Source organism: Moritella marina ATCC 15381 (assembly GCF_008931805.1).
GTDB lineage: Bacteria > Pseudomonadota > Gammaproteobacteria > Enterobacterales > Moritellaceae > Moritella > Moritella marina.
The window spans coordinates 3366103-3381452 of record NZ_CP044399.1 but is presented as its reverse complement, the minus strand read 5'-3'; the positions used below and the strand labels follow the sequence as shown (position 1 = coordinate 3381452).

12 protein-coding genes are annotated in these 15350 nt (G+C 40.9%); 8 read left to right on the top strand and 4 right to left on the bottom strand.

All coding sequences use genetic code 11. The features are described 5' to 3' along the window. Positions 1–60: 60 nt before the first annotated feature. The gene (locus FR932_RS15150) at positions 61–915 is read left to right on the top strand and encodes an undecaprenyl-diphosphate phosphatase (protein ID WP_019442286.1); all 855 of its coding nucleotides are present in this window, start codon (positions 61–63) and stop codon (positions 913–915) included. Between the two features lie 85 nt (positions 916–1000). Here the strand turns inward: FR932_RS15150 and FR932_RS15145 are convergent, their stop codons facing one another. Then, positions 1001–2173 (bottom strand): multifunctional CCA addition/repair protein, encoded by a 1173-nt coding sequence (locus FR932_RS15145; protein ID WP_019442285.1) that lies wholly within the window; start codon positions 2171–2173, stop codon positions 1001–1003. A gap of 304 nt (positions 2174–2477) precedes the next feature. On the opposite strand from FR932_RS15145, the gene FR932_RS15140 reads away from it, so the two are divergent. Together FR932_RS15140 and FR932_RS15135 are read left to right on the top strand one after the other, a co-directional pair. Beyond that, positions 2478–4175, top strand: coding sequence for an ExeA family protein (locus tag FR932_RS15140; protein WP_019442284.1), 1698 nt, complete (start codon positions 2478–2480; stop codon positions 4173–4175). After that, entirely contained in the window at positions 4172–4843 is a 672-nt protein-coding gene (locus FR932_RS15135) for a general secretion pathway protein GspB (RefSeq protein WP_019442283.1), read from the top strand. The genes FR932_RS15140 and FR932_RS15135 overlap by 4 nt, the downstream gene beginning before the upstream one ends. A gap of 82 nt (positions 4844–4925) precedes the next feature. Here FR932_RS15135 and FR932_RS15130 read toward each other — a convergent pair whose 3' ends face one another. Together FR932_RS15130 and srmB are read right to left on the bottom strand one after the other, a co-directional pair. Further along, the gene (locus FR932_RS15130) at positions 4926–5957 is read right to left on the bottom strand and encodes an NAD(P)H-dependent flavin oxidoreductase (RefSeq protein WP_019442282.1); all 1032 of its coding nucleotides are present in this window, start codon (positions 5955–5957) and stop codon (positions 4926–4928) included. 1292 nt (positions 5958–7249) lie between these two features. Then, positions 7250–8509 carry an ATP-dependent RNA helicase SrmB gene (gene srmB, locus FR932_RS15125; RefSeq protein ID WP_019441744.1) on the bottom strand — a complete coding sequence of 420 codons (1260 nt, stop codon included), beginning with the start codon at positions 8507–8509 and terminating at the stop codon, positions 7250–7252. A 352-nt stretch (positions 8510–8861) separates the two neighbouring features. Between srmB and FR932_RS15120 the strand changes: the two genes are divergently transcribed. The 5 genes from FR932_RS15120 (at position 8862) to FR932_RS15100 (ending at position 13927) form a co-directional block, all read left to right on the top strand. Beyond that, positions 8862–9833 (top strand): inverse autotransporter beta domain-containing protein, encoded by a 972-nt coding sequence (locus tag FR932_RS15120; RefSeq protein ID WP_019441743.1) that lies wholly within the window; start codon positions 8862–8864, stop codon positions 9831–9833. 43 nt (positions 9834–9876) lie between these two features. Beyond that, complete coding sequence (locus FR932_RS15115) at positions 9877–10620, top strand: tRNA1(Val) (adenine(37)-N6)-methyltransferase (RefSeq protein WP_240532412.1); 744 nt, start codon at positions 9877–9879, stop codon at positions 10618–10620. Positions 10621–10846: 226 nt separating this feature from the next. Further along, a complete protein-coding gene (gene brnQ, locus FR932_RS15110) occupies positions 10847–12172 on the top strand; it encodes a branched-chain amino acid transport system II carrier protein (protein WP_019441741.1) in 1326 nt (441 codons plus the stop codon). Between the two features lie 123 nt (positions 12173–12295). Continuing rightward, positions 12296–12478, top strand: a complete 183-nt coding sequence (locus FR932_RS15105) for a DUF2065 domain-containing protein (RefSeq protein WP_019441740.1) — start codon at positions 12296–12298, stop codon at positions 12476–12478. A gap of 150 nt (positions 12479–12628) precedes the next feature. Further along, positions 12629–13927 carry an adenylosuccinate synthase gene (locus FR932_RS15100; RefSeq protein WP_019441739.1) on the top strand — a complete coding sequence of 433 codons (1299 nt, stop codon included), beginning with the start codon at positions 12629–12631 and terminating at the stop codon, positions 13925–13927. A 190-nt stretch (positions 13928–14117) separates the two neighbouring features. Here the strand turns inward: FR932_RS15100 and ispB are convergent, their stop codons facing one another. Further along, entirely contained in the window at positions 14118–15089 is a 972-nt protein-coding gene (ispB, locus tag FR932_RS15095; protein ID WP_019441738.1) for an octaprenyl diphosphate synthase, read from the bottom strand. Positions 15090–15350: the final 261 nt, after the last annotated feature.

Genomic DNA, 15350 nt, shown 5'->3' with positions numbered 1-15350 from the left:
ATTGGTATTATTTATTTTATTTTTAACAATAAACATCATCTAACAATAAAGGAAACATGAATGAGTACTTTGGAAGTGATCGTACTGGCGTTGATTCAGGGATTAACTGAATTTTTACCAGTATCAAGTTCTGCTCACCTTATCTTACCGTCACAATTATTAGGCTGGCAGGATCAAGGTCTGGCTTTTGATGTTGCTGTGCACATCGGTACATTATTAGCAGTACTTATTTATTTTCGTGAAGAAGTTGGCACGATGGCCGTTGCTTGGGTGCGTTCTATGTTTAAAGGTGAACACACTCAAGACAGTCAGCTTGCATGGTGTATTTTATTAGCGACGATACCGGCCGCGCTGTTTGGTTTCTTTGGTAAAGATTTAATTGAGTTATACCTACGTAGTACCACCGTTATCGCGACAACAACGATTATCTTTGGTTTATTATTATGGTGGGCAGATGCCAATGCCACACAAATTAAAGATGAATACAAAACAGGTTGGAAAGGGGCTCTAATCATAGGTTTTGCGCAAATGCTGGCGCTAATTCCTGGTACATCACGTTCTGGCGTGACCATTACTGCGGGCTTAATGCTAGGACTAAGCCGAAGTGCAGCTGCGCGTTTTTCATTCTTAATGTCAATTCCAATCATTGCGATGGCGGGTGGTTATTTAACGCTAAAATTAGTGCTACATGGTGATGTTGTTGAGGCTCTGAACGCTGGTGAAGTGATTACGACGGTACGTCCGGTTGATTGGTTTGCAATGGGTCTTGGTGTGATCGTGTCTTTCTTTAGTGCCGTTGCTTGTATTCACGTATTTTTGAAAGTGCTAGAAAAACTAGGCATGTTCCCGTTTGTTGTTTATCGTTTATTGTTAGGCGCGGGTCTGTTCTATTTAATTTATACTCAAGCGATTTAGTCTTTCGGTCTGAGATAAGGCTGTTACCTGTGGTAACAGCCTTTTTTGATCTTGCGATCTACCTATTTACCGATTTAATTACCTATTAAGCACGTAATGCCGTTAACGCGCTAATACGTTGTAAGGTTAATTGCTGTTTTATCTCTGGCCCACGAAACCCGGCCGCGATAATCGGTTGCACGGCGATGTCGCATGCGGTGTTGAGCATGTTAGTCAGATATTGGGTTGGCTGATAAGCATCTGCGAGTTGCTTGCTTTTACTGCTCGAGCAAGTGAGTAATATCTGCTGGAAACGCTCGGGTTTACGCCATGCATCGGTATTATCGAATAGGCTGATTATTGCTGCTGGTGTTAATGTTAGTGCATTGTGGATATGAGCTTGCTGGGCACTGACGAGTATTGCCAGATCACGATGTTCATTGGGTACCTTACAACGTTTAGCCAAGGCTTTAATATTAGCCTGCTGTTCCCCGAGGTTTTGCATGACTGCGGCAAATCGGATCGCTAAGTTAGACGATAGTAACGCGGTGTTTTTTAACAGACTTAATGCTTGTAGGCCTAGATTGCTGTTATTTTTGTCGTCGTTGTCTTCATCGCTGCTTATAACGGCGAGGTCAAAAAGGTTATCCAGCTCTGGTAGAATAACCGCTAATGCACCTATATCTTTTAATACTTTAAAGAACACTTCAGGATTCGCAGCAGATAAGGTTTTTTCTACTTCTTGCCATACTCGCTCAGGGGTTAACTCGGCAAGATCTCCCGCTTGGGTCATGGCTTGCATCAAGAGCAGCGTTTCATCGGCAATGGTAAACCCCTGACGATGGAAACGAGCAGCAAAACGTGCGACACGTAATACCCGGAGCGGATCTTCACTGAAGCTTGCAGATATATGACGTAATACACGGTTATCTAAATCAGCGCGGGCGTTGAGTGGATCGATGACTTGACCATTTTCGTCTTCGACCATGGCATTAATGGTTAAATCTCGACGCACGAGATCTTGTTCTAGCGTGACGTCAGGCGCTGCATAACAGGTAAAGCCAGTATAACCAGAGCCACTTTTACGTTCGGTACGTGCTAGAGCGTATTCTTGTTTAGTACTTGGGTGTAAGAATACCGGAAAATCTTTACCGACTTGCTGATAGCCTTGCTCAAGCATGTCTGCTGGTGTTGCGCCAACGACCACAAAATCTTTGTCTTTTACCGGTAAGGATAATAGCTTGTCACGGACTGCACCGCCGACTAAATATATTTGCACTAAACAACCCCTGTTACTTTACTTTAATAATGGCTTGCAGATATTTACGTTAATGATGACTTGGATATCACTGTTGGTATTGATTAATTATACCGTAACGGTTTAGAAACTCGATCTTTGCTGTCTTGAATTTAAGTATTAAATGCAATCGTGACTATTACACTACTTTAATTGTCATAATTATACCTATGTTGATGATTAGCTAACTTAATGCATGAATAAAGTGGTATTTTAATCGCCTATTTTTGACATTTTGTTGTCTAGCTATTAACGTGAAGGTTCAATCATAGGATGATAATCATAGATGTATACTGAGTTTTTTCATTTAAAAGAGATGCCTTTCTCTATTGCCCCTGATCCCCGCTTCTTTTTTATGAGCGACAGGCATAAAGAAGCACTGACACATCTGACCTATGGGTTACAAGGTGCGGGTGGTTTTATCATGCTAACGGGTGAGGTTGGTACAGGTAAAACCACTGTGTCGCGAGCCTTAATACAAGAACTTACGAAAACGACAGTACTGGGGTATATCCATAATCCAGCAGTCAGCGAATTAGAATTATTAGCGACCTTATGTGATGAATTTAAGCTTGATTATGATAAGCATAATTTGAGCTTAAAAATGCTGTTTGATTTGTTACATCATTATTTATTAGCTAATTGCCAACAAGATAGATCCTGTGTCGTGATTATCGATGAGGCACAACTATTATCGACAGCGGCATTAGAGCAGTTGCGGTTATTAACCAACCTCGATGTTAATCATAAAAAATTACTCCATATTGTGCTGATTGGTCAGCCGGAATTACAGCAAAAACTAAAACAACCAGAGTTACGTCAACTGGCTCAGCGTATTACTGCACGTTATCATTTACTGCCTTTAACCGAGTTGGAATTGGCGAGTTATGTGGCTTACCGGTTAAGCATTGCTTCGGGTAATCCGGGGTTATTTAGCAGCAAGATATTAAAACGTATTCACCAGCATACCGAAGGGGTACCGCGGTTAGTGAATCTGGTTTGTGATAAATCACTGTATTATGCGTTTAAGACCCGAGAAGACAAAATCAGTCCACAGCATGTCCTCGCTGCAGTAAAAACAGTCGCGATCTCCACGCCTGTGAAAGCTAAAAAAACAGCGCCGACTATCTCGCTACTTGTGGGCATATTATGCCTCGGGGGCGTTGTTGCAGCCTTTCAATTAGGGTTATTAAATCAGACTGAAGATAACGTAGCCGTTGTACAACATGATGAGCTAATACCAATTATAGCCCCAGTTATCACCGCCACGGAAGTTGCAAGTAGCGGTGATAGTATTGCGCAATTAGGCAATGAGGGTCATGATGATTTAGCGGTTGTGGCTAATAATCAAGTCATGACAGATAAAGCGCTATCTTCAGACATCAAATCAGCTCGACAAGGTAACGCCGCCACACAATTTTTATTTAAAGAGTGGGGTTATGACATTACGTTGGAAGAGGCGAGTTGTCGTAATGCACAATATGCTAAGTTACGTTGTCTACAACGCCAGGGGAATTATGCTCAATTGGTGCAATATAACTTACCTGCGGTTGTTCGTTTGCTAGATAATTTAGGCGAAGCCTATTACGCGACATTGCTGAGTATTACGCCGTTGGGCGTCGAATTACAACTTAGCAATAGTCATTTACTAGTAAGCCAAGCTTGGTTTGAAAAAAACTGGACGGGTGATTTTACTTTGTTTTGGACTGCGCCAAGCCGGTTTAGAAATAGTTTAAAACAAAATGATAAAGGTGAGTTAGTACGTTGGTTAGACAAAAATATTAGTGCGGCACTTGGTGAAGACACTTTATCAGGCTCAAAGTTTGACTGGCTGTTAATGCAAAAGGTAATGCGTTTTCAACAGCAATCAGGATTAACTGCAGATGGTATTGTTGGCCCGCAAACCATGATGACGATAGTGCATTATGCTGATAGTACTGTGCCTAAACTGAGTGTGGCGACACATATAGCGGAGGATAAATGAAATTTATAGACGCTAAAGCATCGCGCTTATTCAGGGGCGGTTTGGTTGCTAGTGCATTTGGGATCTCGCTGTTATTTGTTAATCCAATATTTGCGAATACCGCTATTTCAACAGGCGTTGAACAAACTGACCCGCTGATTATTTTAAAGTTAGCCGATATTGAATTTGAACATCCGTTATCGGTGGTTATAGTACCCAAGCAGCAGGTAGCCCCATTATATTCGGCTAAGCAAGCTGCGATGAAAGTGATACCAATCGTGAGCAATAACTCGAAACTTGATCGTGGTTCTGAGCAATTGGCGATGAATGATGAATTAACACATGAGGAAGTGTCTGCTGAGTTACTAGCTAAGTTTAACCGAGCGTTAACAGCGACAAGTGATGATGATAGCGTGCCTGTTAATGAGGTGCCAGAGAGTTATAACGCTGTACCTATTGCGGACTTACCGACGCATTTGCGCGTGCAAATTCCAGATATCAGTTATAGCTCACATGTATATTCGTCAAAACGGAACAATCGAAGTGTGCGTTTAAATAATCGAGATTTACGCGAAGGCAGTTGGTTAAGTGATGATGTGGAGATTTTAGAGATATTACAAAATGAGGTTATTATGCGTGTTGGCGCGCAAAGTTTCAGTCTTAAAGCACTCTCTGATTGGTCGGCATAATCGGCGGTATCAACTAGTTTGTTACTTTAGCGATAAGGGCGTGTAATGTGTCCTTATCGCTTTTTTATTATCTTAGCTCGTCTTACGATTGGCTAGCTAACTTATTAATCACATCATCAGCTTCGGCCATTATACGTTCGACGATCACAGCGACGCTAGGTACATCGTTGATTAACCCCTGTGATTGACCAATAAACTGCACGCCTGTTGTTAGGTCTCCTGTGATCGTAGCAGCTTCTAATTTCTCTGTTGCCGCACCAAAATAAGATAGCTGTTTTATCTTGTCGAACTGTACGAATACGCCTGCAATCAGTTTCCAAAATGGTAAATCGACCATTTTAGCGGCTTTCACTGATTTGAATAATGCTAACGCAAAGTTCATTGGTTTCTTGGTTGCTTTAATAGAGGCTGGGGTCTTTAAGACGCGGGCATAAAGACCATCAAAATTCTTAGAGTAGATCGTATCGTTTTCTGATTTCGTGGTAATGACTTGTTTAACGTCATTGTGTAGTGCACTTTCTTGGCTGGTTGCAAAACGCGAACCCATTGCCACACCATCAGCACCTAATGCTAATGCTGCAGTAAGGCCACGGCCATCAGCAAAACCACCTGTCGCTATCACGGGGATATCAACTGCACTAGCAATCGCAGGTACTAGTACTAACGATGTCACATCACCACCATGCGCAGCTGCCTCGTGGCCTGTCACCATTAAAGCATCCGCACCAATAGACTGTGCTGATTTAGCGTGCTTTTCATTTACGACTGTCGCAATGACTTTACCGCCATAAGCGTGAACTTGCTCGACAATCCAGTCACCTTTACCTAACGAAAAATTAATCACAGGTACTTGTTCTTCAATGCCGACTTTGGCATTTTCTTTTGCACCTGGCATCAGCAGTGTTGCGCCAATACCAAAGGGTTTATCAGTGAGCTCTCGGATTTCTTTAATGGCAGCGCGGGTTTCTTCTTGGCTTAATGGTCCTGTTGCTAGAATTCCGAGTCCGCCAGCATTGGAAACTGCGGCCACAAGTTCTGGTTTTGATATCCAGCTCATACCAGGTAAGACGATGGGGTGCTTAATGCCAAATAGTTCTGTAATCCGTGTTTTCATCACTTTATCCCAAATGCAAAATATTAGAAAATAAATTAGCACAAATACACTAAAACGCATAGATGTTAATGGTATGTTTATTTTTAACAAAATTATTTACTGCAAAATTTTAACTGTTACAACTTTAATTTGGGTATGTTCTGTGTATTTTTCATTCACAATATAATCTACTGGCAAGGCTATTTTATGCATGTAAGACATCGACTATTCAGATGGCGGGATATCGTCATTAAGTGAGGGGGTCTATCTCGATGTTATGTCTAGTCTTACACTCTAAAAAATAAATTATATCTTTATTTATCAGTAACTTATCTGGTTGTTGTGTTTGGCGCTTGTAAATTGATGTAATTTAATCATTTTTACTCGCTTGTTGCTGGGCGTTAATCACGTATATTTATAAGCACAAGGACGAGGCGGGAACATCTTCAGGAAGAAGAACAAAGGATTAAGTTGCAGGATGCGACACAAGGACAGCTTCAGGAAGAAGACCAAAGGATTAAGTTGCAGGATGCGACACAAGGACAGCTTCAGGAAGAAGACCAAAGGATTAAGTTGCAGGACGCGACACAAGGACATCTTCAGGACGAAGACAAAGGATTAAGTTGCAGGACGCGACACAAGGAACATCTTCAGGACGAAGACAAAGGATTAAGTTGCAGGACGCGACACAAGGACATCTTCAGGACGAAGACAAAGGATTAAGTTGCAGGACGCGACACAAGGAACATCTTCAGGACGAAGACAAAGGATTAAGTTGCAGGACGCGACACAAGGACATCTTCAGGACGAAGACAAAGGATTAAGTTGCAGGACGCGACACAAGGACATCTTCAGGACGAAGACAAAGGATTAAGTTGCAGGATGCGACACAAGGACAGCTTCAGGACGAAGACCAAAGGATTACGTTACAGGATGTAACACAGAAATAAATCAGGATGGATTTATTGTGCTAGGAAGGCAAAAGGACACTCCGACGGATTGGAAAGTGGAAATTTAACGGAATAAATAGAGTCAGGATTTAGCAGGGTTGCTACGCGTTTCATGGATTGAGATATAGAGACTTTAGGGCGACACATTGTGTCGCCTTTTCTATATCTGTAATGAAATAAATCCCATTTAATCACTGACATCTAGTGACTCTCTCATGGCTGCACTTCTCGGAACACTCTTTTTATTAATCTCTTATCCTCATCAACTCATCATTAGCGATCTCGAGATACAAAAAAGGCGCTAAATAAATTTAGCGCCTTAATGATTAATCATTATTTAAGTTACTACTTCATAACGATTGATTATTTTTTCTTGTTCTTCTTAGTACGTTTTTTAGCTTTCAATTTCGCTTTCGCAGATACTTTATTCTTACCTGTTGCTGCTACTTTCGCTTTTTTCTTGGTTTTTGATACCGCAATCTTATTGTTTGGCTTCAAACCTTGAATAACACGACGTTTGATCGTCTCTTCTGTGTAACGTTCAATTTTACCAAAAATACGTAGATCATGCGCTTCAACTAATGAAATCGCAGTACCTTTTTTACCAGCTCGTGCTGTACGACCAATGCGGTGAACATAGACTTCAGCACTACGCGGTAAATCAAAGTTAAATACATGGCTTACATCTTGAACGTCAATACCACGAGCGGCAACGTCTGTTGCAATCAGTACTTTTACTTTATCATTTTTAAATTGATTCAGTGAGCGAGTACGTTTTGCTTGGTCCATTTCACCACGTAAATAAGCGCACGGGATCCCTTGAGACTGTAAGTAGCTTACTAAATCAGCTAAACGTTCACGGGTTTTAACAAAAACGATAGAGCGTGTTGTAGCTTCATCACGTAACCAATGTACCAGTAACGCTTGTTTGTGTGCATGGTCATCAACATAGTGCATCAGTTGATGAATTTTTGCTTTTTCTTTGCGTGAAGGATTCGCTGTAAATTCAGCTGGCTCTTTTAATAGTTCTTCAGCAAAACGCTCAATACCACGACCTTCTAGCGTCGCAGAAAATAGCATTGTTTGTTGACGGCGCGTCATTTCATCAGTGATTTTTTTCACATCATCATAGAAACCCATATCTAACATACGGTCTGCTTCATCTAGGATCAGAACTTCAACCGCGGCGCATTCGAATGCATCACGACGGATATATTCTAATAAGCGACCCGGTGTAGCGATGACAATATCAAGGCTATTTTTTAATACTTCAGCGTGTAGTGCATAATCAACACCACCCGTTACCATAGATACTTTATGATCTGTATAGGCAGCTAGCATTTTAGCTTGTTGGAATACCTGACTTGCGAGTTCACGCGTTGGCGTCAAGATAAGTACTCGTCCAGGGCCTAATTCACGACGTGGAAAGTCAAGAAGATGCTGAACAGCTGGTAATAAAAATGCCAGCGTTTTACCTGTACCTGTCGGTGCAGATGCAAGGATATCTCTACCTTCCATGGCAGTTGGCAATACTTGCTGTTGAATCAATGTTGGTTTAACAAGATTATTTTCAGTAAGTGCTGCAATTAATTCAGGGTCTAGATCGAGACTTTCGAAGTCCATAAAACACCGTATAACAAGAGGTTAAAAAGGAGGATGAGGTTATCAATTGCTGTTTTTACACAATGACACGTCAAATTTTTTGATCGCTAATCAGCTATTATGGCAGATATGAGCCCTAGAAGGTATTGGTTTTCTACTCTAGTGTTGAAAAAATCATTATTATAATGCTGAAGTGTTGGCGATTTATTGTTTTAATTAGTCTCCTCGTTAGGGGAGCTGCGTGACTATTTAACCATAATAATTATTAATGCTATAGACTCGCGTGGTAACTATATTTTTGGTATCTTAGCGCTATATTCATGGTTAACAATTCGAATTTACTTATCACTATTTAGATTAAGGTTATTATTTCATGCGCTTACGTGCTTCACTTCCTGCAGTATCATTGTTTTTTGCAATATTACTTTTGCCTTTCGCGACATCAATTGTTGCTGCAGAAGATAAGTATTATTCCGAGAGCGAAGGTAAAATTTCCAATGACGGTTATTGGGGAAAAAAGCGTGGGCATGTTGGTGGAGAAGAACAACGTAAACCAACACCGCCAACTGTAGATCCTCAAGAACCTGAATTTGAAGCGTTTGAATTTACAAGACCGCTCTATTCTAAGCTCAGTTTCGGCTTGCTGTTACAGAGTAACTATGATGATTATGAGCGTCACGGTAGTTCTTTGGCTAATAATCCTGGCTTTGACTATGTCGTCGATAATGTTTTTACTGATGATTTAGTATGGCAAGCAAATATTGATTACAAAAATGACGATATTCTTATCTCGAATGGTATTGGTATCTTACCTGAAGATAGTCTCATTGGTGTTGGCGTTAATGCCTTTTGGGACATGGAGGCGGGTTCCGGTGAGCAGCGTTTATCTGTCGGTACTAAGTACGATGATCCAAATTATGTCTTTAATCTTTCATCGAATATTTATTTTCCAGTGTCGGGTACTGGTGAAGAAGATGATCTGGTCAATAGCATGGATATTCGTGCAGAAGGTGCGATTACTCCTACGCTCCAATTCCATAGTTCGTTTGAGTATTTCTTTGGGGATAATATTCAAATAAATGATGATTACGACCCCACAAATAATAGTCATAAATTGACTGCTGGCTTGGATTATACACCGATCCCGTTATTGCAATTTGGTGTTGAAGCAACAAAAGTAAAAGAGCATGACGTAGGCTATGGGGTTTACCTCTATTTCAATTACGATCCATGGCGACCACTAAATGAACAATTGGAACTTATTTTAGATAATGATTTTTCTATGCATGAAATGATCCCGTTCTCACGTTCAAAAGTGTTACCTCGCACGGCGGAGTCATACTGAAATGATATACCGTGTTGTTATATTTAAGATGGTTGAGTAGTCAGTGATAAATAAAAATGATGGTTTTAGTTTTAAGCAGTTTCATGTTTCACATGGAGATTGTGCGATGAAAGTGGGGACTGATGGTATTTTACTCGGAGGTTGGGCTGATGTGAATTCTTCATCTCCAACGCCGTTAAAGGTATTGGATATTGGTACTGGTTCCGGTCTGATTAGCCTGATGTTAGCACAACGTTGTCAGGGTAATATGCAGGCGATAGCAATTGATATTGATGCGTCTGCGTGTCAACAAGCTAAACGTAATATTGATAACTCACCATGGCCATCTTCAATTGCAGTGAAACATGTTGCTTTGCAAGCGTTGGGTCAAACTGATAAAGCAGAACCTGCTACTTTTGATCTTATCGTCTCTAACCCTCCTTATTTTATCCACGGCCAAGCGTTTGCTGATGACGCAAGAAAAACAGCAAGGCATACAGGTAGTTTATCGCATCAAGAGTTGGTTGATTATGCGTTGAATCTGTTGGCGCCAAATGGTTGCATTGCTTTAGTACTGCCTTATGAATCGGGTTGTGAGTTGACTTCTTATTGCCAACAATTAGGTAGTCTAAGCTTAACTTGTCTAAATATAAAAACTACCCCTAAAAAACCTTTCAAACGCATGCTCATGCGTATCCGTCGTGGTGATGCACAGCTGGAAAATAAATCCCTTACGATCCATGAACCTGATGGTTGTTATTCTAAAGATTACCAAGAGATCACTAAAGAATTTTATTTAAAAATGTAATTCCACTAAGCACATTTGGGATTTACGCTTGCACTTAATGACCAGATTGTTAGTATCGGTCTTTAATGGGTGAGTGGCTAATACAAAATTCTTTACAAGAACATAATTATAATACTTTGTGCTACACCGGCTAGGGGAGGAATTTCTCCATGCTTGCTTCAAGGAAGAAGTGAATAAATGAACACACAACAATATCGCAGCAGAGACTATTTAAGTAGAGAGTATTATGACTATCAAATTAAAAACAGCTGATGTTTTAGCCATCGGCTTTATGACGTTTGCGTTCTTTTTAGGCGCAGGCAACATTATCTTTCCACCTTTAGCAGGTAATCTTGCTGGGCAATCATTTATGCCTGCAATGTTTGGTTTCTTAGCGACAGCAGTTGGTTTACCCCTTATTACGATAATCGCAGTCGCAAAAGCGGGTGGTGGTTTAATTACCATGACGCGCTTCTTACCTGCAATGGCGGCAACTGCGATTGCTGTAGCGATTTACATCATCATAGGCCCTGCATTCGCAGCGCCAAGAACCAGTCTTGTTGCTTATGAAATGGGTATTAAACCTTTCCTTGGTGATGCTGCAAATGAAACGACACTGGCGTTGTACTCTGTCGCTTTCTTTATCATTACAGCTTACTTTGCGTTAAGCCAAGGTAAATTAATTGATAATGTTGGTAAGATTTTAACGCCTGCATTAATCGTGCTATTAACTGTGCTAGCGATTGCAGTATTTGTTATGCCACAAGGTGAAATAGGCATTGCACGTGAAGCGTATGTTGATAGCCCATTTACGAAAGGTTTCCTTGAAGGTTATAACACCATGGATACGTTTGCCTCACTGATGTTTGGTATGTTGATTATCAACGTGCTAAAAAGCAAAGGCGTAACAGATAAGGCTAGTCAATTTAAGTACTTAGTGATGGCCGGGTCAATTGCTGCTGCGGGTCTGGCGTTTGTTTATATTTCACTATTCTACCTAGGAGCTACAAGCCAATCATTGATTGCAGTAGGTGCTGATGTAAACGGTGGCATGATCTTAGCGACTTATGTACAAGCACTATTCGGTATGCCTGGTCAGTATATTTTAGCGGCTGTGGTTACCTTAGCTTGTTTAACAACGGCTGTAGGCCTAGCAAGTGCGGTTGCTGAATTCTTCCATGAATTGAAGCCACAATGGTCATACAAAATGCTTGTTGTGATTAACTGCGTTGTCTGTGCGATTGTTGCGAATGTGGGCTTATCACAGCTTATCAGCATCTCTGTGCCGGTATTATTTGCGGTATATCCAATTGCGATTGCGATTGTTGCACTTATCTTATTACAAGAACGCTTTCCTAACCCACAGTTTGCATTCCGCCTAGTGATGGTTGTTGCGTTCATGTTTGGTGTGTTAGATGGTCTTAAAGTCGCTGGTTTAGCGATGAGTGGTTTTGAATTTTTACCACTATTCGATCAAGGTTTAGCTTGGGTATTACCTACCGCTCTTGCTATCGTAGTATCGATTGTTGCAATGCGCTCGCCAAAAAATGTGGCTGTAGCCATTGCAAAATAGTATGATCACATACGTTCAATGAGTGTTTGATTAACTAAATTTAAAATCCGTTCCGCTGTGAGCGGATTTTTTATGCTATCTTTTTGGTGCTTACGTTATGTGGCACTATAATAAGGTGGTTTGATGGGTAATGAACTGTGGTTAGCGTTAGCAATTGTATTTATCATCGAAGGTATTATGCCGATGTTGATGCCTAAACAATGGCAAAAAATGCTCACATCCGTTAGTCAGCAACCTACTAACAAAGTACGTAAATATGCTGGTTGTTTAGTCGTAACTGGTTTCGTATTATTGTTTATAGTGTAATTTTTTTGTACAACAGAACAAATTTTTGTACAGCAGAACAACAAGTAAAGTGATTTTTTACGATTTTAATGAGATAGATATCAAATTTTTTAAACATTTTGATTTAAATTTTGCTAGAATCCTCTTTTAACCAACAACCGCGACGGTATCATGGGAAAGAATGTAGTTATTCTCGGCACTCAATGGGGTGACGAAGGTAAAGGTAAAGTAGTAGATCTACTTACCGACAGAGCTAAATATGTAGTGCGCTACCAAGGTGGTCACAATGCTGGTCACACACTAGTAATCAATGGTGAGAAAACAGTTCTTCACTTAATTCCATCTGGTATTTTACGTTCAAACGTTAAATGTATCATTGGTAATGGTGTTGTACTGGCTCCTGATGCATTAATGACTGAAGTTAAAATGCTTGAAGAGCGTGGTATTCCTGCTCGCGAGCGTATGCTTATCAGTGAAGCGTGTCCATTAATCCTTCCATACCATGTATCGCTTGATAATGCCCGTGAAAAAGCACGTGGCAAAAAAGCAATCGGTACAACTGGTCGTGGTATCGGTCCAGCTTACGAAGACAAAGTTGCTCGTCGTGGCTTGCGTGTTGGTGATCTATTCAACATGGAACAGTTTGCTGTTAAATTGAAAGAAGTAATGGAATACCATAACTTCCAACTACAGCATTACTATAATGAACCTGAAGTAAGCTACGAAGATGTTCTGGCACAGATGCACGAAGTTGCACCTATCTTACTAGACATGATCGTAGACGTAACTTCACTTCTTGATGATGCACGTCGCCGCGGTGATGACATCATGTTTGAAGGTGCTCAAGGTACATTACTAGATATCGATCACGGTACTTACCCGTATGTCACATCATCAAACACAACTGCAGGTGGCGTAGCTACTGGTAGTGGTTTTGGTCCATGTCACATCGATTATGTTCTTGGTATTACTAAAGCTTACACTACACGTGTTGGTTCTGGTCCATTCCCAACTGAACTTGATGATGAAATCGGTAATCACCTAGGTGTTAAAGGTCATGAATTTGGCGCAACTACTGGACGTGAACGTCGTTGTGGTTGGTTTGACGCAGTTGCAATGAAACGTGCAATTCAGTTAAACAGCATCACAGGTTTCTGCCTAACTAAACTAGATGTATTAGATGGTTTAGAAACGCTGAAAATCTGTACTGGTTACATGCAACAAGACGGTTCAATCCTTGATGTGCCACCTATGGCTGCTGATGGTTATGAACTTGTTGAACCAGTATACGAAGAAATGTCAGGTTGGAACGACGTAACATACGGCGCGACTTCTCTAGAACAACTTCCTGAAGCTGCAATCGCTTACATCAAGCGTATTGAAGAAATTACGGGTGTGCCAATTCATATCGTATCAACTGGCCCAGATCGTAACGAAACAATGGTATTAGTTAACCCATACGACGTATAAGTCTGCTTGGTTTAATTGGTAAATAAAAGGTCGCCTATGCGACCTTTTTTGTATCTAAAATTCAGAGTTCAAAGGTGGGCTTTAAGTCCGACTTAAAAGTCAGGAAGATGAAATCGCAGATATAAAAAAACCGCATCATAGTCGCTGCGGTTTTGTTGGGTTTAGATTTTCTTCCCAAATTAAGACTTTATTAGTTGCTGCGGTTCGCTGCAATATAGGCCAACGAAATAAGTGCTTGCTTGTATTCAGATTCCGGTAACACCGCAATGGCTGCTACCGCTAAATCAGCTTCTTGTTGTGCTTTATCGAAACAATAATTGAGTGAACCTGTACGTTCAAGAATGGCCAGAATAGCATCAAGGTTATCCATGCCATTCATTTTCTCGATTGCTTCACGTACCATTAACGCTTCAGCTTCAGTACCGTTAGCCATCGCATGGATTAATGGTAGTGTTGGTTTTCCTTCAGCAAGGTCATCACCCACGTTTTTACCCATTTCTTGAGCATCCGCGGTGTAATCCATCACATCATCGATAAGTTGGAATGCTGCGCCTAAATGGACACCATAATCAATCATTGCTTGTTCGATGTCTTCAGGCTGGTCTGAGATGACTGCTGCAAGTTGTGTCGCGGCTTCAAATAGTTTCGCTGTCTTATAATAGATAACGTCCATATAACGTTTTTCGTCAGTGTCAGCGTCATTACAGTTCATCAGCTGTAATACTTCACCTTCGGCAATCACATTGGTCGCGTCGGATAAAATATCGATGATTTTACTGTTGTGCAGTTTTGCCATCATTTGAAAAGAACGTGAATAAAGGAAGTCACCGACTAATACACTTGCTGCATTACCAAACATGGCATTGGCAGTATCACGACCGCGGCGCATGTCAGATTCATCCACTACGTCGTCATGTAATAGCGTTGAAGTATGGATGAACTCGATGATAGCGGCGACATCAACATGTTGTTGTCCCTGGTAACCCAGTGCACGTGCGCTTAACGTTGCTATTAGTGGACGAATGCGTTTACCGCCACCATTTACAATGTAATAACCCACTTGATTAACGAGGGCAACATCCGATTGCAGTCGTTCTAGAATGAGTTCATTGACAGCGTCCATATCTTGTTTAGATAACGCTTGAATGGCTTTTATGTCCATGGGTAAAAGGTTCCGTGCTGCTTTATATAGTGGTATGACGATTTTTTAAGACTATTGTTTGCTATATTCATCGCTAGCTCTATCTTGATAGTTCGCTATAAGATAAAATGCCGTCAAATTTATGTCGTAATTGTACACTAAATTGTAATAGTCGAAAGGCTTAAGCGGTCGCGATTTACTACTTTCCTGCTTATTTATATTTATTTTGAAAATCAGCTTGCCTAACTGCAAAGTTTTGAGTAGAATTCGCGCCATTGTTAT